Below are 23720 nucleotides of genomic sequence, written 5' to 3'. Positions count from 1 at the left end.
GGCGCGCACCGCCCACGCCAACAGCGCCGGCGGCACCACGGGCTCTCCAGCCGCCGCGCCGGATATCCTCGTCACCACCCGGATGTACGACCCGGCAGCACCCCTGACCACGGAGGCCTTTTCCTCCGCACTACTTCCTGAAACGGGCTCATGCAGCTAGCCACCCAGATCATCGGCCTGGTCGTGGCGGTCCTGGTGGTCACCGGGATCGCCCGGCGGTTCGACTGGTCACCGCCCCTGTGCCTGATCATCGCCGGCGTCGCCGCGTCGTTCGTCCCGGGCGTGCCCGCCTACGAGCTCGACCCCGAACTCGTGCTCGTCGGGCTGCTGCCGCCGCTGCTGTACTCCTCCGCGCTGCGCACGTCGCTGGTCGAGATCCGGGCCAACCGCACCCCGATCGCCCTGCTGTCGGTGGGCCTGGTCGTGTTCACCACCTTCGCCGTGGGGCTCGTGACCTGGCTCGTCATCCCGGGGCTGCCGCTGGCCGCCGGGTTCGCGCTCGGCGCCGTCGTCGCCCCGCCGGACGCGGTGGCCGCGTCCGCGGTCGCCCGTCGCGTGGGCATGCCCCGCCAGATCGTGCGCGTCCTGGAGGGCGAGAGCCTGCTCAACGACGCCGCCGCGCTGGTCGCGCTGCGCACCGCCATCGCGGCGATCGCCGGTTCGGTCGCGATGTGGGAGGTCGGGCTGGACTTCCTCGTCGCGGCGGTCGGCGGCGTCGCGGTGGGGCTCGCCATCGGCTGGGCGGCGGTCCTGCTGCGGCGGAGGCTGCTGGACTCGGTGCTCGACACCGCCTGGTCGTTCGTCGTGCCGTTCGTCGCCTACCTGCCCGCCGAGGCGATCCACGGTTCCGGGGTGCTCGCCGTCGTGGTCTCCGGGCTCGTGCTGGGGCAGCAGACGCCGCGGCTGCTGTCGGGCCCGTCCCGGCTGGCGAGCCGCATCAACTGGCGGACCGTGCAGTTCCTGCTGGAGAACCTGGTCTTCCTGCTGATCGGCCTGCAGCTGCGCCGCATCCTCGGCGAGGTCGCCGACAGCAGCCTCTCCGCGTGGGCGATCGTGGGCATCTGCGCGGCGGTGCTCGCCGCGACGATCGTCAGCCGCATCGTGTGGGTGTTCGCCTCGGCGCTGGCGCGCAACCTGCTGCCCGCCTGGGTCTACCCCTGGCGGTTTTCGGCCGCGATCGCGTGGGCCGGGATGCGCGGGGTGGTCACGCTGGCCGCCGCGTTCGTGCTGCCCGCCGACACCCCGGAACGCGGGGTGCTCGTGCTCTCCGCGTTCGTCGTCGTGGCGGGGACGCTGGCGCTGCAGGGCACGACGCTGCCGCGGCTCGTGCGGCGCCTCGACCTGCCCGCCCCCGATCCGGGCGAGGACGCGCTGCAGCAGGCCGCGCTGCTGCACGACATGACGCAGGCGGGGCTGGAGCGGCTCAAGGAGATCCGCACCGACGACGACCCGCCCGACGTCATCGCGCGCCTGGAGGACAAGCAGGCCTACCGGTCGGATTCGGCGTGGGAGCGGCTCGGGTTCGCGAGCAGCCTGCAGGAGACGCCGAGCGCGGCGTACCGGCGGCTGCGGTCGGAGATGCTCGCGGCCGAGCGTGAGGTGCTGCTGACGGCCCGCGACCGCGGCACGGTCGACGACGAGGTGCTGCGGCACGTGCTCGACACCCTCGACATCGAGGAGTCGATGCTGGAGCCCCACGACGAGCCCACCCGCGCCACCGCGGCCGAGCTGCGGACCCCCGCGAACACCGCGGGCCAGTGCGCCCACCTCGCCGACCCGGGCGACGCGGAGTCCACTGTGGAGGGTTGCGAGGACTGCCTGCGCGAGGGGACGACGTGGGTGCACCTGCGGCTGTGCCTGACGTGCGGCCACGTCGCCTGCTGCGACTCCTCGCCGCGGCGCCACGCCACCCGGCACTACCACGAAACCGGCCACCCGGTGATCCGCAGCTACGAGCCCGGCGAGGACTGGCGCTGGTGCTACGTCGACCGCCTGGTGGGTTAGAACCTGTTGCCGGCTGGGCTAGAACGGGTAGCTCGCCACGTCACCGCGGGCGGTGATCCAGCGGGCCTCGGTGAACGCCTCGATGTTCGCCGCCGGGCCGCCGAAGCGGGAGCCCGTGCCCGAGGCGGCCACGCCACCGAACGGGGCGAGCGCCTCGTCGTTCACCGTCTGGTCGTTGATGTGCGCGATCCCCGTCGGGATGCGCTCGGCCAGCCGCAGGCCGCGGTGCACGTCCGCGGTCAGGATGCCCAGCGACAGCCCGTACTCGCTGTCGGAGGCCAGTTTCGCGGCTTCGTCCAAAGTGGAGAACTTCGTCACCGGGGCGACCGGGCCGAACACCTCCTGCTCGTAGGCGGGCACCGACGGGCCCGCGTCGGCGAGCACGGTGGCGCGGTAGAACAGGTTCTCGTACGTGCCCCCGGCCACGACCTTCGCGCCCGCGTCGGCGCTGGCGGTGACCAGCGCGTGGATCTTGTCCCGCTGCCCGGCGTCGATGATCGGGCCGAGCGCGACGTCCTCGGTGGCCGGGTCGCCCACGCGCAGTGAGTCCGCCTTCGCCGCGAGCCGCTCGACGTACTCGTCGTACAGCGACGCGTGCACCAGGTGCCTGCCGGTCGTCATGCAGATCTGGCCCTGGTGGAAGAACGAGCCCCACGCGGCGGCGCTCATCGCCTCCTCCAGGTCGGCGTCCTCCAGCACGACCAGCGCCGAGTTGCCGCCCAGCTCCAGGTGCGCCCGCTTCAGGTGCCGCCCCGCGAGCTCGCCGACCGACCGGCCGGCGGCCGTCGACCCGGTGAACGAGATGACCCGGACGTGCGGATCGGTGACCAGCGCCGCGCCCGTCTCCGCGCCGCCGGGCAGGACCTGCAGCACCCCGGCGGGCAGCCCCGCCTCCTCGAACACGCGGGCCAGCGCCACCCCGCCGCACACCGCGGTACGGGGGTCCGGCTTGAGGATCACGGCGTTGCCCAGCGCGAGCGCGGGGGCCACCGAGCGGATCGACAGGATCAGCGGCGCGTTGAACGGCGAGATCACCCCGACCACGCCCGCCGGCACCCGCCGGACCATGCTCAGCCGGGGCTCCTCGCTGGGCAGCAGCTCGCCCATCGAGTGCGAGGGCAGTGCCGCCGCCTCGTAGCACTCCTGCCCGGCGACGTGCAGTTCGAAGTCCGCCTTGCCGCGCACGCTCCCGGCCTCGCGGACCAGCCAGGTCCGCAGCTCGTCGGCGTGCCTGCGCCACAGGTCCCCGGCGCGGCGCAGCACCGCGGCGCGTTCCTGGAACGGCGTCGCGGCCCACTCTCGCTGCGCCACCGCCGCCCGCGCGGCCGCCGCGGCCAGGTCCTCGGGGGTGGCGACGCCGATGCGGCCCAGCTCGGCGCCGGTGGCCGGTTCGACCACGGGGGCGTCACCCCCGGCCGCGCGCGTCCAGCTGCCGGTCCAGATCCGGCCGGTCCACTTCTCGTCGTCGAGGAAGCTCAAGTCGTCTCTCCTGGCTGGGGGTGCGGTCCGGCGGACAGTCTGGGAAACCGCGGGCGGCGCTGCCCAGTGGGCCTTCCACTGAGCGGGAGACCGAAAGCCGTCGGACGGCACTGGCAGGATCGCGGTATGGACCCCACCCGCATCCGCCGTTCGCTCGCCCTGCACGCCCCGATCCGCCGCAGGCCCGCGGCCCTGCTGCGCGAGTGGGCGGCACTCGTCGACGAGGACACGCTGCCCGAGGAGCCGGTGGCGCGCCTGGAGGAGCGGATCGCGGAGCTGCTGGGCGCCGAGGCCGCGCTGTTCTTCCCGAGCGGCACGATGGCTCAGCAGGCCGCGCTGCGCGTGCACGCCGAGCGCAGCGGGCGGCGCGCGTTCGCCGCGCACCCCCAGTCGCACCTGGACGCGTGGGAGCTGCAGGGCTACAACGCCGTGCACGGGCTGCGGTTCCACCCGGCGGGTGACCGCAACGAGCTGCTGCGCACGGACGACCTCGCGGCGGTGGCCGAGCCGCTCGCGGCCGTCGTCTGGGAGCTGCCGCAGCGTGATCTCGGCGGGGTGCTGCCGGAGTGGGACGAGCTGACCGAGCAGGTGCGGCTGGCCCGCGCACGTGGGGCGGCGGCCCACCTCGACGGCGCCAGGCTGTGGGAGGCGCAGCCGTTCTACGGCCGCCCGTTCGCCGAGATCGCCGGGCTGTTCGATTCGGTGTACGTCTCGCTGTACAAGGGGATCCAGGGCACGCGCGGCGCGGTGCTGGCGGGCGGTGCGGACGTGGTCGCCGAAGCCGGGGTGTGGCGGAGGCGGCTGGGCGGGGCGATCCCCGACGCGTGGCCGCTGGCGCTCGGCGCGCTCGCCGGGCTCGACCGGCTGGTCCCGCGGATGGCGGAGTTCCGCGACCACGCCGTGGCGATCGCGGCGGCCGTGAACGCCGACGGCGTCGCCCGCGTGTTCCCCGATCCGCCGCAGACCCCGCTGTTCCACGTCCACCTGCCGGTGTCCCGCGCGGCGGCGCAGCTCGCGGGGGAGCGAATGGTGGAGGAGCGGGGGATCCAGCTGTTCCTCCGAGTGCGCTCCTCGCCCGACCTGTCGAGGTGCGGTTTCGAGGTCACGGTGGGGGAAAACGCGCTGGAGTTCAGCCCGGCCGAGGTCGCCGAGCTGGTGCGGGAGCTGGTCAAGCGCGCCGGATGAGGGTTGACAGTCGATCGAACACGTGTTCGACTGAGGGTATGAGGTGGGACAGTCAACGGGCGGACAGTGATCCGCAGCAGGCCCTGCTGGGGCTCGACGGGCTCGTGCGGTCGGTGCGGTCGCCGGAGTTCGCGGGGGTGACGTTCCACGAGGTGCGGGCGCGCTCGGTGCTCAACCGCGTGCCCGGCCAGTCGGCCGTGCCGTTCAGCTGGACCGTCAACCCGTACCGCGGCTGCAGTCACGCGTGTGCCTACTGCTTCGCGCGCAACACCCACACGTACCTGGAGTTCGACGCGGGGCGGGATTTCGACACGCAGGTCGTGGTCAAGATCAACGCGCCGGAGGTGCTGGCGCGGCAGCTGAAGCGGCCGAGCTGGCGGCGGGAGCACGTCGCGATGGGCACCAACACCGACCCGTACCAGCGGGCGGAGGGGCGGTACCGGCTGATGCCCGGCATCATCCGCGCGTTCGCCGAGTCGGGTACGCCGTTCTCGATCCTGACCAAGGGCACCACGATGAGCAGGGACATCCCGCTGCTGCGCTCGGTGGCGGGCGATGTCGAGGTGGGGCTCGGGGTGTCGATCGCGCTGCTGGACCGTGAGCTGCAGCGGCGCGTCGAGCCGGGCACCCCGAGCCCGCAGGCGCGCCTGGAGCTGGTCCGCCGCCTGCGGGACGCGGGGCTGCCGTGCGGGGTGATGATCGCGCCGGTGCTGCCGGGCCTCACGGACTCGACCGAGCAGCTGGACGCGCTGCTGGCCGAGGTCGCGGAAGCGGGAGCCACGAGCGCGACCGTGCTCGCCCTGCACCTGCGGCCGGGCGCGCGCGAGTGGTACGCGCAGTGGCTGGCGCGGGAACACCCGGAGCTGGTGGACGGCTACCGGAAGATCTACGGCAGAGGCTCCTACGCGGCGGCGGGCTACCGCCGGGTCCTCGCCGCGAGGGTCGGCCCACTGCTCCGTCGCCACGGCTTCGCCCGCGACCGCGGCGAGGCGTCCCACCGCATCCCCACGCCCCGGGAAGCGGAGGTGGTCCCAGAGCAGATGACGCTGCTGTGACGGCCGGGGTCGGTGGCGGGCTTTCCGCGGGCGCTGGGTCAGGTTTTTGTGCGGGCGGCGGGTCGCTCGTGCCGCCTGGCCGCCACTGCACGCCAGTCCCACGTGCTCGCACCGCTCGCGCCGCCGAGCCGTCCGCTGCGCTCGCCCAGCATCCGCCCAGCTGCCGCCGCTCGCTCGCGCCGCCGTGTGCACTCGGCCCGTCCTGCGCGCTTGCGCCGCCTTGCGCGACGGCCCGGTGCGCTCGCGCTGCCCAGCACTCGGTGCGCACTCGCGGCGCGTGCTCGTGCCTTGCCGCGCCCGTCCCGTCCCACCCCGCGCGTACTCGCGCCTCGCTCGTCCCGCTCTCTCGCGACACCCCGCGCGCCCCCGGCGCCATCCGCGCCACCGCGCGCCATCCGCGCCACCGCGCGCCATCCGCGCCACCCCCGCTCACCGCAGACGCCAGCCCCCGCGCCACCCCCGCCCACCGCGCCACCACCCCGCACCCACCAACCGGTAGGAGAAACCTGCTCGCGCCGCCCCGGGGTGCGTTCGTTAGCCTTGACGGGCAGCAAATCCCCTGCTAGCCACCGTGCCTTTTCAAGGAGAGCAACCGCAGTGCTTCGCACCCACGACGCCGGCACCCTGCGTGCCGAGCACGCCGGCCAGATCGTCACGCTCACCGGGTGGGTCGCCCGGCGGCGCGATCACGGCGGGGTGATCTTCATCGATCTGCGGGACGCCAGCGGGGTCGCCCAGGTCGTCTTCCGCGAGGGCGAGATGGCCGAGCGCGCGCACCAGCTGCGTTCCGAGTACTGCGTCAAGGTCACCGGCGAGGTCTCCCGCCGCCCCGAGGGCAACGAGAACGCCGAGATCGCCACGGGCGCGATCGAGGTGCTCGCCACCGAGCTGGACGTGCTGTCCGAGTCGGCGGTGCTGCCCTTCCCGATCGACGACCGCGTGGACGTCGGCGAGGAGGTGCGCCTCAAGTACCGCTACCTGGACCTGCGCCGCAGCGGCCCCGCCTTCAACCTGCGCCTGCGCAGCGAGGTCAACCGCGTCGCGCGCGAGGTGCTGCACGCGCAGAACTTCGTCGAGATCGAGACCCCGACGATGACCCGCTCCACGCCCGAGGGCGCGCGGGACTTCGTCGTCCCGGCGCGGCTCAGGCCCGGCTCGTGGTACGCCCTTCCGCAGTCGCCCCAGCTGTTCAAGCAGCTGCTGATGGTCGGCGGCATGGAGCGCTACTTCCAGATCGCCCGCTGCTACCGCGACGAGGACTTCCGCGCCGACCGGCAGCCCGAGTTCACCCAGCTCGACATCGAGATGAGCTTCGTCGAGCAGGACGACGTGATCAAGGTCGGCGAGGACATCGTCGCGGCGCTGTGGAAGCTGATCGGGCACGACGTGCCCCGGCCGATCACGCGCATGACCTACGCCGACGCCATGGCCCGCTACGGCACGGACAAGCCCGACCTGCGCTTCGGCCTCGAACTCACCGACCTCACCGAGTACTTCGCCGACACGCCGTTCCGCGTGTTCCAGGCCCCCTACGTGGGTGCCGTGGTGATGCCGGGCGGCGGCAGCCAGCCGCGCCGCCAGCTCGACGCGTGGCAGGAGTGGGCCAAGCAGCGCGGCGCGAAGGGCCTCGCGTACGTGCTCATCGGCGAGGACGGCACGCTGTCCGGCCCGGTCGCGAAGAACATCTCCGAGGCCGAGCGCGAGGGCCTGGCCGAGAAGGTCGGCGCCAACCCCGGTGACTGCGTGTTCTTCGCCGCCGGCACGCCGAACGGCGCCCGCGCCCTGCTCGGCGCCGCGCGGGTCGAGATCGGCCACCGCCTCGGGCTGATCGACGAGGACGAGTGGTCGTTCGTGTGGGTCGTCGACGCGCCGCTGTTCGCACCGGTCGAGGAGATCGGCGACGACGTCGCGGTCGGCTCCGGCAAGTGGACCGCGGTGCACCACGCGTTCACCTCGCCCACCCCGGAGTGGATCGACAAGTTCGAGCAGGACCCGGGCAACGCGCTGGCCTACGCCTACGACATCGTCTGCAACGGCAACGAGATCGGCGGCGGCTCCATCCGTATCCACCGCGCCGACGTGCAGAAGCGCGTCTTCGAGGTGATGGGCCTGTCCGAGGAGGAGGCGCAGGAGAAGTTCGGCTTCCTGCTCGACGCCTTCCAGTTCGGCCCGCCGCCGCACGGCGGGATCGCGTTCGGCTGGGACCGGATCACGATGCTGCTGGCCAAGGCCGAGTCGCTGCGCGAGGTCATCGCGTTCCCCAAGACCGGCGGCGGTTACGACCCGCTGACCGGGGCGCCCGCGCCGATCACCGCGCAGCAGCGCAAGGAGGCGGGCATCGACGCCAAGCCACCGGTGAAGCCGGCCGAAAAGGCGTGAGCCGGTGCTGCACCTGCGGGTGATCAGCCCGGCGGGCAGCACGGACGAGGCGCTGGCGCGGCTGCGGTCGCACCCGGGCACGGCACACATCGTCGTGCACCGGGGCGCCGCGCTCGAGCCGGCGGGCGACCTCATCGAGGCCGACGTCGCGCGTGAGGCGGCGGACGAGATCCTCGACCTGCTGTGCGGGCTGGACCTCGACCACCACGGCGGCATCACGCTGGAGTCGCTCGACACGGCGCTGTCCGACTCCGCCGACCGGGCCGAGGAGGCCGCGCCGGGGGAGAGCGCCGACGCGGTGGTGTGGGAGGAGCTGCTCAGCCGCACCGGCGAGGAGTCCCGCCTCAACGGGACGTTCCTGGCGTTCCTGGCCATCGCGTGCCTGCTGGCGTCGGTGGGCGTGATCACCGACTCGCCGGTGACGATCGTCGGGGCGATGGTCGTGGGGCCGGAGTTCGGGCCGCTCGCGGCCCTCGCCGTGGGGCTCGTGCTGCGGCGCGGTGACCTGATGCGCCGCGCGGGCGCCGCGCTCGGCATCGGCTTCCCGGTCGCGATGGCGGTCACCGCGGGGGTGACGCTGCTGAGCGAGCTCGTGGGGCTGCTGGACGTGTCGGCGTTCCGTTCGGGGGAGCACCCGCAGGTCGACTTCGTCTACGAGGTCGGCTGGTACTCGCTGATCGTCGCGCTGCTCGCCGGTGCCGCGGGCATGCTCGCGATGACCTCCGCCAAGTCCGCCGCGCTGGTGGGCGTGTTCATCTCGGTGACCACGGTGCCCGCCGCCGGGTACGCCGCGGTCGCGGCCGTCACCGGGGACTGGCGCCGCTCGTTGGAGTCGGTGGCGCAGCTCGTGGTGAACCTCATCGGCATCGTGGCGGCCGCCGCCGTCGTGCTGGCACTGCGCCGCAGGGGACAGCGGGTGCGCACGGGTGGCCGCCCGCTGTCCGCGGGCTGAAATGGTGGTGGAGTTGGCCCTCGGGCCGCTAGTAGGGTCGAAGACGATGACCGTGGAGACTTCCGAAGACAACACCGCAGGCACAGCAGGTACTCCCGTGGACCCGGCCGTCGCGGCGGCGGTCGCGGCCGGGGAGGCGGTGCTCGAACACCGCTTCGGCAGTGCCATCGCCCTCGTGGACCCCGAGGCACTGCCGGGCAGCGGCCCGGCGACGGTGGTCAGGGCGAAGATCGCGTCCTCGCCCTTCGGCCTGCCGCGCACCCTGGTCATCAAGCACTACCCCGAGGCGAAGCCGGAGGCCGCGCCCGACCCGTTCGCCCAGGAGGCGGTGAGCTACCAGCTGTTCACGGCGCTGCCGCCCGAGGAGCGGATGTGCCCGGAGCTGCTGGCGCACGACGGTGCCCGCCGGGTCCTGGTGATCGACGACCTCGGCGCCGCACCGACGTTGCGGGACAAGCTGCGGGGGCGCGACGCCCGTGCCGCTGAGCGGGCGCTGCTGTCGTGGGCGCGCTCCCTCGGCCGGATGCACGCCACGACCGCCGGGCGCGAGGCGGATTTCGACGCGCTGCTGCGCAGGCTCGGCGGCCCGGTCAAGCACGAGGACAGCACCCCCGGCGCGGCGTCCGCCCAGCTCTCCGCGCTGCTGTCCGAGCACCTGGGCGTGGACACGCCGGAGGAGGTGCGGGAGTTCGCCGCGGCGGCGCTGGAGCGCGCGAGGTCGCTGGCCTACCGCGCGTTCAGCCCGGTCGACCTCAGCCCGGACAACAACCTCGTGACCAGCGGTGGAGTGCGGTTCCTCGACTTCGAACGCGGACGCGTGCGCAACGCGCTGATCGACGCCGCGCACCTGCGGGTGCCCTTCGCGACCTGCCCCGAGCCGCTCGCGCTGCCCGCGGGCATGAGCGAGGCGATGGTCGCCGCGTGGCGGTCGGAGGTCATCGCGGTCTGGCCGGGGCTGGCCGACAACGACGTGTTGTTCGCGCACCTGCTGGACCACCAGCTGCTGCTGGTCTGGGTCAGCACCTGGACGGTGCTCGCGGGCGGCGGCGACAAGCCCGCCGCGCTGGTCACCTGGTGGCGCAACCTGGCGGTGGACGCGGAGCGGCTGGGGCGGCGCGAGGTCGCCGGGCACGCCACCGCCGTCGCCGCGGCGCTCGACGCGCGGCACGGGCCGGGGCTCGAGCTGCCGCTGTACCCAGCATTTCGGTAGAACATCCCGGCCTCGTTACCCGGCGCTCACCCGCGGTGAGCCTGCGTGTCCGAGCCTCTGTAGGCGTGACCGCGCTGAGCGAGCAGATCCCCCCGACCGAAGCGATGCCCCGACGGGTGCGGCGCCTGGCCGTGCTCGGTGACTCGACCGCCGTGGGGCTCGGCGACCCGGTGCCCGGCCGCGGCTGGCGCGGTGTCGGCCCGTTCGTCGCGCAGGCGCTGGCCGTGGCGCCCGAGGGCTACCTCAACACCTCCTTCACCGGTGCGCGCCTGCGGTGCGTGCGCTACGAACAGGTGCCCGCGGCGGCCGCGCACCGGCCCGACGTGGCGGTGGTGATCGCCGGCATGAACGACACCCTGCGCTCGGACTTCGACGCCGCCTCGGTCGCCGCCGACCTCGACCACGTCGTGACGACGCTGACCGCGGCCGGGGCGGTGGTGGTGCCCGTGCGCTTCCACGACCACGGCCGCGTGTTCCGGCTGCCCGGCCCGCTCCACCGGGCGCTGAAGTCCCGCATCGACGAGCTGAACGCCGCCGTGGACGGGGTCGTGCGCCGGCACGGGGTGCCGTGCCTCGACCTGGGGGCGGTGCCGGGCGCCTACGACCTGTCGGCGTGGAGCGTGGACCGCCTGCACCCCTCGGAGCTGGGGCACCGCCTGCTCGCGCGCGGGCTCACCGAGCTGCTGGCGGGCGCGGGGATCGCCGTGCCGGAGCCGGTCAGCCTGGTGTGCTCGGGCGGCGTGCGGCCGCGCACGATCGACCACGTGGGCTGGCTCGTGGTGAAGGGGGTGCCGTGGCTGTGGCGGCGGGGCCGCGACCTGCTGCCCTACGCCGCGGGCATCATGGCCGCCTCGGCCAAGCAGTCGTACCTGACCTGGCGCTCGCAAACAGTGTCGGAGGTCCCCGTTAACGTGGAGGAGTGCAGGACGAACTCTTCACTGTGAACCCGGATCTGGAGCGCCCCGATCCGGTCGGGGCGCCGCCGGAGCCGGTCGTGCCGCCGGGTTCCCCGCTCGCGGTGCGCATGCGGCCGCGGACGCTGGACGAGGTGGTGGGCCAGCAGCACCTGCTGCGCGAGGGCGCGCCGCTGCGGCGGCTCGTCGAGGGTGCCGCACCGGCGTCGGTCCTGCTCTACGGCCCGCCCGGCACGGGCAAGACGACGCTGGCGAACCTGGTCTCCACCGCCACGGGCCGCCGGTTCGTGGCGCTCTCGGCGTTGTCGGCGGGCGTCAAGGAGGTGCGCGGGGTCATCGAGGAAGCCCGCCGCCGCCGGATGTACAACGCCGAGAACACCGTGCTGTTCATCGACGAGGTGCACCGGTTTTCCAAGACCCAGCAGGACGCGCTGCTGGGCGCGGTCGAGGACCGCACGGTGCTGCTCGTCGCCGCCACCACGGAGAACCCGTCGTTCTCGGTCGTCTCGCCGCTGCTGTCGCGTTCGCTGGTGCTGCAGCTGCGCCCGCTGACCGACGACGACGTGCGTGAGCTGATCCGCCGCGCACTGGCCGACGAACGCGGCCTGGGCGGCGAGCTGGAGCTGACCGAGGAGGCCGAGGAACACCTGGTACGGCTGGCCTCCGGGGACGCGCGCCGGGCGCTCACCGCGCTGGAGGCCGCGGCGGACGCGGCGGCGGCCACGGAGCACCGCACGATCGACCTCGCCACCGTCGAGGCGACCGTGGACAAGGCCGCGGTGCGCTACGACCGCGACGGCGACCAGCACTACGACGTGATCAGCGCGTTCATCAAGTCGATCCGCGGGTCCGATGTGGACGCCGCGCTGCACTACCTGGCGCGGATGATCGAGGCCGGGGAGGACCCGCGGTTCCTCGCGCGCCGCCTCGTCGTGCACGCCAGCGAGGACATCGGCCTCGCCGACCCGACCGCGCTGCAGGCGGCCGTCGCCGCCGCGCACGCGGTGCAGTTCATCGGCATGCCCGAGGGCCGTCTCGCGCTGGCGCAGGCCACCATCCACCTGGCCACCGCGCCGAAGTCGAACGCGGTGGTGACGGGGATCGACGCGGCGCTGGCGGACGTGCGCGCCGGCCGGATCGGGACCGTGCCGCCGCACCTGCGCGACGGGCACTACGCGGGCGCCGCCAAGCTCGGCAACGCCCAGGGGTACCGCTACCCGCACGACGTGCCGGAGGGCGTGCTGCCGCAGCAGTACCCGCCGGACGAGCTCGTCGGCCGTGACTACTACCACCCGACCCAGCGCGGGGCCGAGCGAACGCTCGCGGAACGGGTACCCCGGCTGCGCCGGACCGTTCGCGGGGAGTGATCCCCGTATAACGACCTATACGCGAGGACTTGAGGAGGCGCTGGATGACCGACACCGTGGCCGTGCTGGGAACCGGGATCATGGGCGCGCCGATGGCGGCGAACCTCGCCGCCGCCGGGCTGCGCGTGCGTGCCTGGAACCGCAGCCGCGAGAAGGCGGAACCGCTCGCGGAGCACGGCGTCGAGATCGCGGACACCCCTCAGGACGCGGTGGCCGGAGCCGACTTCGCGCTCACCATGCTCGCCGACGGGCCCGTCGTGCACGAGGTGGCCGAGGCCGCGCTGACCGACGTCCCGGTGTGGATCCAGGCCAGCACCGTGGGTGTCGAGTGGACCGAAAGGCTCGCCGCGCTCGCCGACAAGGCCGGGGTCGCCTTCGTCGACGCGCCCGTGCTGGGCACGAAACAGCCCGCCGAGCAGGGCAAGCTCGTCGTGCTCGCCTCAGGTCCGGAGGAGCTGCGCGAGCGTTGCGCGCCGGTCTTCGACGCCATCGGCTCCCGCACCGTGTGGCTCGGCCCGGCGGGCGCGGGCAGCAGGCTCAAGCTCGTCGCCAACGCGTGGGTGCTCGCCCTGACCAACGCGACCGCGGAGAGCGTGGCACTGGCCGGGGAGCTGGGGGTGGACCCGAAGCTGTTCCTGGACGCCATTTCCGGCGGCGCGCTCGACTCCCCGTACGCCCACGCCAAGGGTGGCGCGATGATCTCGGGGGAGTACCCGCTGTCGTTCGCCGCCCGGCACGCCGCGAAGGACGCGCGGCTGGTCCTCGACGCCGCGGGCGAGGGGGTCGACCTCGGCAGCGTGCGCGCGGCGCTGGCGCACCTGGAGGCCGCGGTGGACGCCGGGCACGCGGACGAGGACATGGCCACCCTCTACTACGGGACACGCCAGGGGTAGCCCGGGCCGGAAGCGCGGCAGCACGGTAGCCTGACCGGCATTCACGCCGTCGCCCCTTGAAGGAGGTCCTGTGTCGGCAGGGCAGATCGCCGCGCTGATCGCCGCTGGTGCATTCGTGCTGTTGGTGCTGCTGCTGGCGATCCCGTTGCTCAAGCTCGGCCGCACCCTGGACGAGGCGACCATCGCGATCCGCAAGGCGCACGAGAACTCGGACCCGATCCTCGTCGGGGCCAACGAGACCATCACCCACGTGAACACGCAGCTGGAGCGCGTGGACGGGATCACCGCGAACGCGCAGGCGGTCAGCGGCAACGTCTCGGCGCTGTCGTCGGTGTTCACCGCGACCCTCGGCGGCCCGCTGGTGAAGACCGCCGCGCTGTCCTACGGCGTCAGCAAGGCCATCCGCGCCCGCCGCAAGGCCAAGGGCGAGGTGGACGGCAAGCACTCGCGCCGCCGCAACCGGGGGAGCGGCAGGTCATGAAGCGGCTATTCTGGCTGGGAGTGGGTGTCGCGGCGGGTGTCGCGGTCACCCGCAAGGCGGGCCGCACGGCCCGCCAGGCCACGCCCGCCGGGCTGGCCGCCAACCTCGGTGACGCGGTGCAGGAGCTGGCGGGCGCCATCGGTTCGTTCGGCGCCGACATCCGCGCCGGGATGAGCGAACGGGAACAGGAGCTGCGGGACATGGTGGAGCAGCGGTCGGGTGTGCCCGCCCCGCGGCCGGCGGCGGGCCGGCACGCCGCGCGCCCGGCGCGAGCGCGCCGGGCGGAGGGCTGAGCGCTTTCCCGCACTTCCGCTCTCCGCCGTCGCCGCGTCCCGGAAACTCCGGCGGGGTCCCGCCCCGCCGCCCCAGCCTTCGTAGGAAAGACAGTGGAAACACACGAGATCAACAAGCGGTTCCTCGAGCACTTCGAGCGCAACGGGCACACCAGGGTGCCCAGCGCGTCGCTCATCCTCGACGACCCCACGCTGCTGTTCGTCAACGCCGGCATGGTGCAGTTCAAGCCGTACTTCCTCGGTGAGGCCCCGCCGCCGTACCCGCGGGCGACGAGCATCCAGAAGTGCGTGCGCACCGGCGACATCGACGAGGTCGGCAAGACCACGCGGCACAACACGTTCTTCCAGATGGCGGGCAACTTCTCCTTCGGGGACTACTTCAAGGAGGGCGCCATCTCCTTCGCCTGGGACTTCATCACGAAGTCGCAGGCCGACGGCGGCCTCGGGCTGGACCCCAGCCGGATCTGGGCGACCGTCTACGAGCACGACGCGGAGACGACCGCGTTGTGGCGCAAGGCCACCGACATCCCCGAGTCCCGCATCCAGCTGCGCGGCGCGGACGACAACTACTGGGACATGGGCGTGCCCGGCCCCGGCGGCCCGTGCTCGGAGATCTACTACGACCGCGGCCCGGAGCACGGCCGCGACGGTGGTCCCGCCATGGACGAGGACCGCTACCTGGAGATCTGGAACCTCGTCTTCATGCAGGACGTCCGCGGGGACGTGAGCCCGAAGAAGGGCGGCCCCGTCCTCGGTTCCCTGCCGAAGAAGAACATCGACACCGGCATGGGTGTCGAGCGCGTGGCGTACCTGCTGCAGGGCGTGGAGAACGTCTACGAGACCGACCTGGTGCGCCCGGTGATCGCGAAGGCCGAGGAGTTCTCGGGCCGCCGCTACGGCACGGACCACGCCGACGACGTGCGCTTCCGCGTCATCGCCGACCACGCCCGCTCCGGCGTGATGCTGATCGGTGACGGCGTGACCCCCGGCAACGAGGCGCGCGGGTACGTGCTGCGCCGCCTGCTGCGCCGCATCGTGCGCTCGGTGCGCCTGCTGGGCGTGCACGAGCCGGTGCTGCCCGAGTTCGCCGCCGTGGTGCGCGACGCGATGGCGCCGTCGTACCCGGAGATCGCCCGCGACTTCGACCGCATCAGCGAGGTCATGCGCGTGGAGGAGGAGGCCTTCCTCGCGACGCTGACCAGCGGGGTGCGCATCTTCGACCTCGCGGCGGAGGAGACGAAGAAGGCCGGCGGCAACGTCCTGGCGGGCGACCGCGCCTTCCAGCTGCACGACACCTACGGCTTCCCGATCGACCTGACCCTGGAAATGGCGTCCGAGCAGGGCCTGGAGGTCGACGAGGCGGGCTTCCGCACGCTGATGGAGGAGCAGCGGCAGCGCGCCAAGGCCGACGCCGCGGCCCGCAAGAAGGGCCACGGCGACCTGTCGGTGTACCGGGAGCTGCTGGAGCGGCACGGCGAGACCGACTTCCTCGGCTACACCGACCTGCAGGCGTCGGCGAAGGTCATCGGCCTGCTCAAGGACGGCCAGGGCGTGCGCAGCGTGCGGGCCGGGGACAAGGCCGAGCTGGTGCTCGACCGGACCCCGTTCTACGCCGAGAGCGGTGGCCAGGTCGCGGACACCGGTGTGCTGGTCGGCGACGGCGGCGAGGCGAAGGTCCTCGACGTGCAGAAGATCGTGCCGGGCCTGTGGGTGCACCGGGTCGAGGTGACCGAGGGCGAGATCGGCCTCGACACCGAGGTGACCGGTTCGGTCGACGCCGCCCGCCGCGGCTCGATCGCGCGCTCGCACTCGGCGACGCACCTCGTGCACGCCGCGGTCCGCGGCGCCTACGGCAAGCGCGCGGCGCAGGCGGGTTCGCTGAACTCGCCCGGCCGCATGCGGTTCGACTTCACCACGCCGGGCCCGGTGTCGGCCGACGTGCTCACCGAGGTCGAGGAGGAGGTCAACGACTACCTCCAGAGCGACGTCGAGGTGCAGAGCTACATCACGACCAAGGACAAGGCGCTCGAGCTGGGCGCGGTCGCGCTGTTCGGCGAGAAGTACGGCAACGACGTGCGCGTGGTCGACATGGGTGACTACTCGCGCGAGCTGTGCGGTGGCACCCACGTGGGCCGCATCGGTGAGCTGGGCCTGGTCAAGCTCGTCGGCGACTCGTCCATCGGTTCCGGCGTGCACCGCGTCGAGGCGCTGGTGGGCAACGACGCGCTGCGCCACGTGCGCAAGGAGCAGCTGCTGGTGTCGCAGCTCGCGAGCACCTTCAAGGTGCCCAGCGACCAGCTGCCCTCGCGCATCGAGGACGTGCTGACGCGCCTGCGCAACGCGGAGAAGGAGATCCAGCAGCTGCGCACCCAGCAGGTGCTCGGCTCGGCCGGTGCGCTCGCGGACAAGGCGCAGGACGTGAACGGCGTGCTGCTGGTGGCGGAGAAGCTCGACGGGGACGTCGACGCGGGCGCGCTGCGCTCACTCGCCGGTGAGGTGCGCACGCGGCTCGGTTCGCGGCCCGGGATCGTGGCGTTGTTCGCGCCGCAGGGCGACAAGCTGAGCTTCGTCGTGGCCACCACGGCCGAGGCCAGGGACAAGGGCTTCGCGGCGGGCAAGCTCGTGCCCTCGTTCGCGCCCGAGATCGGCGGGCGCGGCGGCGGCAAGCCGGACATGGCGCAGGGTGGCGGCAGCAACCCCGCCGGCATCGAGCAGGCCATCACCGCGCTGCGGGCCGCGGTCGCCGCGGGGTGACCGCCCGCACCGCCGACCGGCCCGGGGAGTCCGATCCCGGGGCCGGCCGCCGTCTCGCCGTGGATGTCGGGTCCGTCCGGGTCGGGGTCGCGCTGAGCGATCCCGCCCCGGTGCTCGCGTCCCCCCTCGTTACCCTGTCGCGTGATGCGCACAGTGACAGTGACCTCGACCAGCTGGCCGGCCTCGTCTCCGAGCACGAGGTGGTGGAGGTGATCGTGGGCCTGCCGAGGACGCTCGCGGACCGGCACGGCCAGGCCGCCGAGATCGCCGTTGCCTACGCCGGAAAGCTCGCCGGGCGGATCGCCCCGGTCCCGGTACGGTTGGCCGACGAGCGCTTGACCACGGTCAGCGCGGCCCGCATGCTGTCGCAGCGAGGCGTCAAGGGACGCAAGCAGCGCGCGGTGGTCGACCAGGCCGCCGCGGTGGAGATCCTGCAGGGCTGGCTCGACGGCCGGGCCGCACACCTGGCGCGGGAGGGCCGATCGTGAGCTCCGAGCTTCCGCCGTTGCCGCCCGGCGGGCGCCGGCGCCGCCCGGGGCCGCCGCCTCCGCCCCTGCCCCGCAACCTGCCGCCGCGGCACGCCCGGCCGGTGCCGCAGGAGCCGCCGCCCGTGCGCCGGCCGCCGGTGCGCCGTCCTCCGCAGGCCGACCACGGGCTGGACCTGTTCGACGACCGCCCGGTGCCCCCGCGGCGGCCGCGCCCGCGGCAGATCCCGCCGGACGACACGCCGACCGACGTCATCCCCGTCCAGGACTACGAGTACTACGAGGACGACTACGACGGCGAGGAAGCCGAGGAGTACGCCGAGGACGACTACGACGGCGATTACGCCGACGACTACCCGGAGGACGAGCGGGCCGAGCCGGAGTACATCGAGCCGCCCGACGACGAGGACGAGCGGCCGAAGCGGGCCGGCCGGGGCCGCCGGATGTTCCGGTGGGTCGCCGCGCTGGCCGTGATCGCGTTGATCGGCGCGGGCGCCTGGTACGGCATCGACAAGGTCTTCGGCTACGCCGACTACGACGGCAGCGGCGAAGGCGACGTCGTGATCGAGATCGGCCAGGGCGACTCGACGAACGCGATCGGCGCCGAGCTGATGAACGCGGGCGTGGTGGCGAGCGCGAAGGCGTTCGTGAAGGCCAGCGAGGACAACACGAAGGTGCTGAGCCTCCAGCCGGGCTACTACGTGATGAAGACGAAGATGTCCGGTGCGGCGGCCGTCGCGAAGCTGACGTCGGCGGACGCACGCGTGGGTGTGCTGCAGGTCCGCGCCGGCACCCAGCTCGACGACATCACGCAGCCCGACGGCACTGTGACCCCGGGCGTGTTCAGCCTGCTGTCCAAGGCTTCGTGCGCGGACCTCAACGGGAAGAGCACGTGCGTGTCCACCGACGACCTGCGTAAGACGGCGGCGTCGGCCGACCTCGCGGCGATGGGCGTGCCGGACTGGGCCGCGAGCGTCGCGGGCAAGAGCACCGATCCGCGCCGGATCGAAGGTCTCGTGGCGCCGGGCGTGTACGACGTCAAGCCCGGCTGGAGCGCGCAGGAGCTGCTCGGGTTCGTGCTGAAGAGCTCGGCGACCAAGGTCCAGGCGGCGGGCCTGGCGGCGTCGACCTCGGTGCAGGGGGAGAACCCGTACCAGGTGCTGACGATCGCCTCGCTGGTCGAACGGGAGGGCGTGAGCGCGGACTTCGGCAAGATCTCCCGCGTCATCTACAACCGGCTCGGGCAGAACCAGCGGCTGCAGCTGGACTCGACGGTGAACTACCTGCTCGACAAGCCGGTCGTGACCACCACGGACGCGGATCGCCAGCGGCCCGGGGCCTACAACACCTACACGACGAACGGGCTGCCTCCCACCCCGATCGGTTCGCCGAGCGCGGACGCCATCCAGGCGGCGCTGCGCCCGACGGAGGGCGACTGGTTCTTCTTCGTCAAGTGCGAGAAGAACGGGTTGTCGTGCTTCGCGGCGACGCTGCCGGAGCACAACCGGAACAAGGACCTGGCGAGGCAGCGCGGTGCGTACTAGGGCGGCCGTACTGGGCAAGCCGATCGCGCATTCGCTGTCCCCGGTGCTGCACGAAGCCGCGTACCGGGCGCTCGGGCTGACCGGCTGGAGCTACGAGCGCATCGAGGTGGACGCCGAGGCGCTGCCCGGTTTCGTGTCGGGACTGGGGCCCGAGTGGGCTGGGCTGTCGGTGACGATGCCGGGCAAGCGTGCCGCGCTGGAGTTCGCGGCGGAGGCGAGCCCGCGTGCGGTCGCGGCGGGTGCCGCGAACACGCTGGTGCGCCGGGATTCCGGGTGGTTCGCGGACAGCACGGACGTCGACGGCGTCGTAGGCGCGGTGCGCGTGGCGGGCGGGTTCGCGGCGGAGCCCGGGTCGACGGGGCTGGTCCTCGGCGCGGGCGGCACGGCGGCGGCGACGGTGGTGGCGTTCGCCGAACTGGGCGTGGCCCGGGTGCGGCTGGTGGTGCGGGATCCCGCACGGGCGGCGGAAGCCGTGGCGGCGGCGGAGCGTGCCGGGGTCGAGCCGGAGGTGCTCGCGTGGTCCGAAGTGGACTTCGCGAAGGTCGTGTCGGACGTGTCGGTGCTCGTGAGCACCGTGCCGCCCGCGGCGGTCGCGGGCAGCGCGGCCACGCTGGCGGCGGCGCCGTGTGTGCTCGACGTGGTCTACCACCCGTGGCCCACCCCGCTGGCGGAGGCGGTCGCGGCCCGCGGCGGCCGGATCGCGACGGGGCTGGACATGTTGCTGCACCAGGCTTTCGGCCAGGTGGAGCACTTCACGGGCCGCCCGGCCCCCCGCGAGGCGATGCGGAACGCCCTCCGCGCGGCGACGGAAAACGTGTTGCCGCTGCCGATCGCCTGAGCTACGTTGGCCGACTGCCTTCCAGAAGGGACAGTCATGCCGAACGCCGGACGCGTCAGCTATGCCGAGGGTGAGATCCAGGAAATCTGGGTCGCCGGGGCACCGGTCCTGAACTCGACCGTCACCCTCGCCGACTACGATCCCCGCTGGGCGCAACTCTACGAACGTAAGGCTAGCCGCATCCGCTCGGCCCTGGGGAAGCGGGTCGTGCCGCTGGACCACGTCGGTTCGACGTCGGTGCCGGGCCTGTGCGCCAAGCAGATCATCGACGTGCTCCTCGTCGTCCCCAACTCTGCCGACGAACCCGCCTACGTGCCCGCGCTTGAAGCCGCGGGCTACCGCTTGGTCATCCGCGAACCGGGCCACGACGAGCACCGCGCCTTCAAGGGGCCGGACACCGACGTCAACCTGCACGTCTATTCGCGCACCTGGAAGTACAGCCAGAACTACGCCGACGCGAAGAACGACGTCATCGACGAGATCCTGGGGTGCGCCTGATGGCCGAGACGCAGTACGACGAGCTCGGTCACCTCTACGACGAGCATTCCGCCACGAACGCCACCAACGCCTACTACGACCGCCCCGCCATCCTGGAACTCGCCGGGGACGTCGCGGGCAAGCGGGTGCTCGACGTCGGCTGCGCGGGCGGCCACCTCGCCCGGCAGTTGGTCGAACGGGGTGCGAAGGTCACCGGGATCGACCTCAGCGCCACCATGATCGGGCTCGCGCGGAGACGCTGCCCCGAGGCCGAGTTCCACCAGGCCGACCTCGCGCGGCCGCTGGACTTCCTGCCGTCGGACGCGTTCGACCTCGTCACCGCGTCACTGGTGCTGCACTACCTCGAGGACTGGGGTCCGCCGCTCGCCGAGCTGCGGCGGGTGCTCGAACCCGGTGGCGTGCTCGTGCTGTCGGTGCACCACCCGGAGGACTGGCACTGGTTCGACCGTCCGGACTACTTCCGCACCGAGCCGGTGCACGAAGTGTTCACCGTCGCCGGGCGACCCATGCCGGTGCGGTTCTACCGGCGCCCGCTCAGCGCGAGCTTCCGCGCGCTGCGGCAGGCCGGGTTCGCCGTCGACCAGCTGGTCGAGCCGATGCCGCTGCCCGGGGCGAAGCAGGCCGATCCGGACTTCTACCCGCTGCTGACCACGGCACCGCGCTTCCTGTACTTCCGCGCGATCAGCGAGGAGGTACCGTCGGGCACGTGAAGATCGCCATCCTCGACGACTACCAGAACGTGGCACAGGACTTCGCCGACTGGAAGTCCCTCGACGCCGAGCTCGAGGTGTTCACCTCCCACATCGACGACCCCGACGAACTGGTCGCCCGCCTCGCCGGCGCCGAGGTCGTCGTCGCGATGCGCGAGCGCACCCGGTTCCCCGCCGAGCTGCTGGCCCGGCTGACCGACCTGAAGCTCCTGGTCAGCACCGGCCACCGCAACGCCGCGATCGACCTGAAGGCCGCCGAGGAACACGGCATCCTCGTGTGTGGCACGGGCTACCTCCCGCACCCCACCGCCGAGCACACGTGGGCGCTCATCCTGGCCGCCCAGCGGCACCTCGGCGTCGAGCTGCCCGCGATGCGCCAGGGCCGCTGGCAGACCACCGTCGGCGTCCCCCTGCACGGCCGGACCCTGGGCCTGCTGGGCCTGGGCAGGCTCGGCTCGCGCGTGGCGAAGGTGGGGCAGGCGTTCGGCATGGAGACGATCGCCTGGAGCCAGAACCTCACCCCCGAACGCGCCGCCGAGCACGGTGTCACCGCGGTGCCGAAGGAGGAGCTGTTCCGCCGCTCCGACGTGCTGTCGGTGCACCTGGTGCTCAGCAAGCGCACGCGCGGCCTGGTGGGCGCGGCGGAGCTGGCGCTCATGAAACCCGATTCGCTGCTGGTCAACACCTCCCGTGGACCCATCGTCGACGAGGCGGCCCTCGTCGACGCCCTGCGCCGCCGGGCGATCGGCGGCGCCGCGCTCGACGTGTTCGACGTCGAGCCGCTGCCCGCCGACCACCCCCTGCGGACGCTGGACAACGCGGTGCTCACCCCGCACCTCGGCTACGTGACCCGTGACGTCTACGACGTCTTCTTCCGCGACGCGGTCGAGGACATCGCCGCCTGGCGGGCGGGCAGCCCGGTGCGGGTGATGAGCCTTACCTGACGACCGTCCCGCTGGAGCTGATCCGGGCCTTGATGTTGTCCGAGAAGGACTGCACCTCCCCGTACACCCCGGGGTAGCCCGGTTCGGCACAGCCCTCGCCCCAGCTGACGATGCCGACCTCGACCCAGTCACCCGCGGAATCCCGCTTCACCATCGGACCGCCCGAGTCACCCTGGCACGTGTCCACGCCGCCCTGCGGGTAACCGGCGCACAGCTCGTACGCCGGCTGCAGTTCACTGCCGTAGGACTGCTGGCACGACGCGTCGGAGACGAACGGGACCGTCGCGTATCTCAGGTACCGGGACTGGCCGCCGCCCTCGGTGGTGGCACCCCAGCCCATGATCGTGAAATCGCCGCTGTTGAGCGAAGTCTGGCCCTGGGCGGCGATCGGCAGCAGCGGGGCCGACGGCGCCGACGCCAGCTCGATCAGCGCCCAGTCCTGCGCGCCCGTGCTGGCGTACTGCGGGCTGCGGTAGACGTACGTGGAGCGGATCGACTGCCCGCCGCCGGCCTGCAGGTCGACCTTGCCGATCGTGGCGGTGATGCTCGAGTTGCTGCCGGTGCGCGTGACGCAGTGCGCGGCGGTGAGCACCACCTTCGACGCGACGAGCGCGCCGCCGCAGCCCATCGACAGCCGCACCATCCACGGGAACTGGCCCTGTGCGGCGGTCTGGCCGCCGACGACGAACGGTGTGGCGGCCTGTGCGGTGCCGGTGGCGAGCGTGACCACGGCGGTGGCGAGCACGCCGAGGCCGACGAGGCCGCGGCGAAGACGGGAAAAGCGCATGACGAACAAACCTCCGCAGGATGAGGGGACCGTGCGCGAGGATTCCGCGCAGCGAAACAAAAACTAACCGCCGCGGAGGGGGGTGCGAATCCGACTAAAGTCTAGTTCGCGGAAAGACACCCCGATCGGGTCACGCCGTGAGTTCTGCCAGTACCCGATCGGTGAAAGCGGGCCACACCTCGGCCGCCCAGGGGCCGAACGCGCGGTCGGTGAGCGCGACGCACGCGGCCCCCGCGTCGGGGTCCACCCAGAGGAAAGTGCCGGACTGCCCGAAATGCCCGAACGTCCGGGGCGACGACGCCGCACCTGTCCAATGTGGACTCTTCGAGTCGCGGATCTCGAACCCCAGGCCCCAGTCGTTCGGTTTCTGGTGCCCGAACCCCGGCAGCACCCCGGTCAGCCCGGGGAACGCGACCTGCGTCGCCGTGCTCAGCGTCGCCGGGTCCAGGAGGGTGGGCCGTTGCAGCTCGGCCGCGAACGCGAGCAGGTCGCGGACGCACGAGACGGCGCCGGAGGCGGGGGAGCCGTCCAGTTTCGTGGCAGCCATGCCCAGCGGCACGAACAGCGCCTCCGACTGGTACTCGGCGAACGGGATGCCCGAGTGTTCCGCGAGCGTGTCGGCGAGGACCTCGAACCCGGCGTTGGAGTACAGCCGCCGCGTCCCGGGCGCGGCCATCGCCCGGTGTTCGTTGAAGGCGAGGCCGGACGTGTGGGCGAGCAGGTGCCGCACCGTCGAACCCTCCGGGCCCGCGGGTGTGTCGAGCTCGACGACGCCCTCTTCGATCGCGATGTGCGCCGTGTAGGCCGTCAGCAGCTTCGTCACCGACGCGAGGCGGTACGTGCGTTCCGGGTCACCGTGCTGCCCTAGCACGGTCCCGTCGGCGGCGACCACCGCCACCGACGCGTTGTCCACCGGCCACTCGTCGATCGCGCGCAGGCTGTCCACCC

21 protein-coding genes are annotated in these 23720 nt (G+C 72.9%); 18 read left to right on the top strand and 3 right to left on the bottom strand.

The window, feature by feature from the left end; translation table 11 throughout:
- Positions 1-150 precede the first annotated feature (150 nt).
- Positions 151-2004, top strand: a complete 1854-nt coding sequence (locus tag BMZ92_RS15260) for a Na+/H+ antiporter (RefSeq protein WP_091507667.1) — start codon at positions 151-153, stop codon at positions 2002-2004.
- A gap of 18 nt (positions 2005-2022) precedes the next feature.
- On the opposite strand, the gene BMZ92_RS15255 is transcribed toward BMZ92_RS15260, so the two are convergent.
- Positions 2023-3483, bottom strand: coding sequence for a benzaldehyde dehydrogenase (locus tag BMZ92_RS15255; protein ID WP_091507664.1), 1461 nt, complete (start codon positions 3481-3483; stop codon positions 2023-2025).
- Positions 3484-3609: 126 nt separating this feature from the next.
- Here BMZ92_RS15255 and BMZ92_RS15250 point away from each other — a divergent pair, with 126 nt between their 5' ends.
- The 17 genes from BMZ92_RS15250 to BMZ92_RS15170 all read left to right on the top strand — a co-directional run bounded on the left by BMZ92_RS15250 (position 3610) and on the right by BMZ92_RS15170 (position 21985).
- Positions 3610-4668 carry a threonine aldolase family protein gene (locus BMZ92_RS15250; protein ID WP_091507662.1) on the top strand — a complete coding sequence of 353 codons (1059 nt, stop codon included), beginning with the start codon at positions 3610-3612 and terminating at the stop codon, positions 4666-4668.
- 38 nt (positions 4669-4706) lie between these two features.
- Positions 4707-5723 (top strand): Rv2578c family radical SAM protein, encoded by a 1017-nt coding sequence (locus BMZ92_RS15245; RefSeq protein WP_091507659.1) that lies wholly within the window; start codon positions 4707-4709, stop codon positions 5721-5723.
- A 597-nt stretch (positions 5724-6320) separates the two neighbouring features.
- Complete coding sequence (gene aspS, locus BMZ92_RS15240) at positions 6321-8102, top strand: aspartate--tRNA ligase (RefSeq protein WP_091507656.1); 1782 nt, start codon at positions 6321-6323, stop codon at positions 8100-8102.
- 4 nt (positions 8103-8106) lie between these two features.
- Positions 8107-9054, top strand: a complete 948-nt coding sequence (locus tag BMZ92_RS15235) for a DUF389 domain-containing protein (protein WP_091507653.1) — start codon at positions 8107-8109, stop codon at positions 9052-9054.
- Positions 9055-9100: 46 nt separating this feature from the next.
- Positions 9101-10264 carry a phosphotransferase gene (locus BMZ92_RS15230; protein ID WP_091507650.1) on the top strand — a complete coding sequence of 388 codons (1164 nt, stop codon included), beginning with the start codon at positions 9101-9103 and terminating at the stop codon, positions 10262-10264.
- Positions 10265-10395: 131 nt separating this feature from the next.
- Positions 10396-11208, top strand: a complete 813-nt coding sequence (locus BMZ92_RS15225) for an SGNH/GDSL hydrolase family protein (protein ID WP_091507834.1) — start codon at positions 10396-10398, stop codon at positions 11206-11208.
- Positions 11184-12545: a replication-associated recombination protein A gene (locus BMZ92_RS15220; RefSeq protein ID WP_091507648.1), complete on the top strand. Its 1362-nt coding sequence runs from the start codon at positions 11184-11186 to the stop codon at positions 12543-12545. The genes BMZ92_RS15225 and BMZ92_RS15220 overlap by 25 nt, the downstream gene beginning before the upstream one ends.
- Positions 12546-12589: 44 nt before the next feature.
- On the top strand, positions 12590-13438 hold the full coding sequence (locus BMZ92_RS15215; protein ID WP_091507646.1) for an NAD(P)-dependent oxidoreductase: 849 nt from the start codon (positions 12590-12592) through the stop codon (positions 13436-13438).
- 70 nt (positions 13439-13508) lie between these two features.
- Positions 13509-13919, top strand: coding sequence for a DUF948 domain-containing protein (locus BMZ92_RS15210; protein ID WP_091507643.1), 411 nt, complete (start codon positions 13509-13511; stop codon positions 13917-13919).
- Positions 13916-14212 carry a hypothetical protein gene (locus tag BMZ92_RS15205; protein WP_091507641.1) on the top strand — a complete coding sequence of 99 codons (297 nt, stop codon included), beginning with the start codon at positions 13916-13918 and terminating at the stop codon, positions 14210-14212. The genes BMZ92_RS15210 and BMZ92_RS15205 overlap by 4 nt, the downstream gene beginning before the upstream one ends.
- A 93-nt stretch (positions 14213-14305) precedes the next feature.
- Positions 14306-16966: an alanine--tRNA ligase gene (gene alaS / locus BMZ92_RS15200; RefSeq protein WP_091507639.1), complete on the top strand. Its 2661-nt coding sequence runs from the start codon at positions 14306-14308 to the stop codon at positions 16964-16966.
- Complete coding sequence (gene ruvX / locus BMZ92_RS15195) at positions 16963-17454, top strand: Holliday junction resolvase RuvX (protein ID WP_091507637.1); 492 nt, start codon at positions 16963-16965, stop codon at positions 17452-17454. Before alaS ends, ruvX begins: the two co-directional genes overlap by 4 nt.
- The gene (gene mltG / locus BMZ92_RS15190; protein WP_245783069.1) at positions 17451-18995 is read left to right on the top strand and encodes an endolytic transglycosylase MltG; all 1545 of its coding nucleotides are present in this window, start codon (positions 17451-17453) and stop codon (positions 18993-18995) included. Before ruvX ends, mltG begins: the two co-directional genes overlap by 4 nt.
- Positions 18985-19833: a shikimate dehydrogenase gene (locus BMZ92_RS15185; RefSeq protein ID WP_091507635.1), complete on the top strand. Its 849-nt coding sequence runs from the start codon at positions 18985-18987 to the stop codon at positions 19831-19833. Before mltG ends, BMZ92_RS15185 begins: the two co-directional genes overlap by 11 nt.
- Positions 19834-19869: 36 nt before the next feature.
- Positions 19870-20331, top strand: coding sequence for a GrpB family protein (locus BMZ92_RS15180; RefSeq protein WP_091507633.1), 462 nt, complete (start codon positions 19870-19872; stop codon positions 20329-20331).
- Positions 20331-21041, top strand: a complete 711-nt coding sequence (locus BMZ92_RS15175) for a class I SAM-dependent methyltransferase (protein WP_091507829.1) — start codon at positions 20331-20333, stop codon at positions 21039-21041. Before BMZ92_RS15180 ends, BMZ92_RS15175 begins: the two co-directional genes overlap by 1 nt.
- Positions 21038-21985: a D-2-hydroxyacid dehydrogenase family protein gene (locus tag BMZ92_RS15170; protein ID WP_091507631.1), complete on the top strand. Its 948-nt coding sequence runs from the start codon at positions 21038-21040 to the stop codon at positions 21983-21985. The genes BMZ92_RS15175 and BMZ92_RS15170 overlap by 4 nt, the downstream gene beginning before the upstream one ends.
- Here BMZ92_RS15170 and BMZ92_RS15165 read toward each other — a convergent pair.
- Positions 21978-22772 carry a S1 family peptidase gene (locus BMZ92_RS15165; RefSeq protein WP_091507629.1) on the bottom strand — a complete coding sequence of 265 codons (795 nt, stop codon included), beginning with the start codon at positions 22770-22772 and terminating at the stop codon, positions 21978-21980. The two genes, BMZ92_RS15170 and BMZ92_RS15165, sit on opposite strands and share 8 nt — an antisense overlap.
- A gap of 130 nt (positions 22773-22902) precedes the next feature.
- The gene (locus tag BMZ92_RS15160) at positions 22903-23718 is read right to left on the bottom strand and encodes a serine hydrolase domain-containing protein (protein ID WP_091507627.1); all 816 of its coding nucleotides are present in this window, start codon (positions 23716-23718) and stop codon (positions 22903-22905) included.
- Positions 23719-23720 lie beyond the last annotated feature (2 nt).

The sequence above is a fragment of the Amycolatopsis sacchari genome (assembly GCF_900114035.1).
In the GTDB taxonomy this organism is placed as follows: domain Bacteria; phylum Actinomycetota; class Actinomycetes; order Mycobacteriales; family Pseudonocardiaceae; genus Amycolatopsis_E; species Amycolatopsis_E sacchari.
The sequence above is the reverse complement of the archived record's forward strand: the minus strand, read 5'-3'. Positions and strand labels throughout refer to the sequence as shown.

Bases quoted from the DNA above. Each gene is read 5' to 3' on its own strand.
- BMZ92_RS15245 (WP_091507659.1), top strand. From the start codon at position 4,707: ATGAGGTGGGACAGTCAACGGGCGGACAGTGATCCGCAGCAGGCCCTG.
- BMZ92_RS15175 (WP_091507829.1), top strand. From the start codon at position 20,331: ATGGCCGAGACGCAGTACGACGAGCTCGGTCACCTCTACGACGAGCAT.
- BMZ92_RS15215 (WP_091507646.1), top strand. From the start codon at position 12,590: ATGACCGACACCGTGGCCGTGCTGGGAACCGGGATCATGGGCGCGCCG.
- BMZ92_RS15180 (WP_091507633.1), top strand. From the start codon at position 19,870: ATGCCGAACGCCGGACGCGTCAGCTATGCCGAGGGTGAGATCCAGGAA.
- BMZ92_RS15165 (WP_091507629.1), bottom strand. From the start codon at position 22,772: ATGCGCTTTTCCCGTCTTCGCCGCGGCCTCGTCGGCCTCGGCGTGCTC.
- BMZ92_RS15260 (WP_091507667.1), top strand. From the start codon at position 151: ATGCAGCTAGCCACCCAGATCATCGGCCTGGTCGTGGCGGTCCTGGTG.
- BMZ92_RS15230 (WP_091507650.1), top strand. From the start codon at position 9,101: ATGACCGTGGAGACTTCCGAAGACAACACCGCAGGCACAGCAGGTACT.
- BMZ92_RS15205 (WP_091507641.1), top strand. From the start codon at position 13,916: ATGAAGCGGCTATTCTGGCTGGGAGTGGGTGTCGCGGCGGGTGTCGCG.
- BMZ92_RS15250 (WP_091507662.1), top strand. From the start codon at position 3,610: ATGGACCCCACCCGCATCCGCCGTTCGCTCGCCCTGCACGCCCCGATC.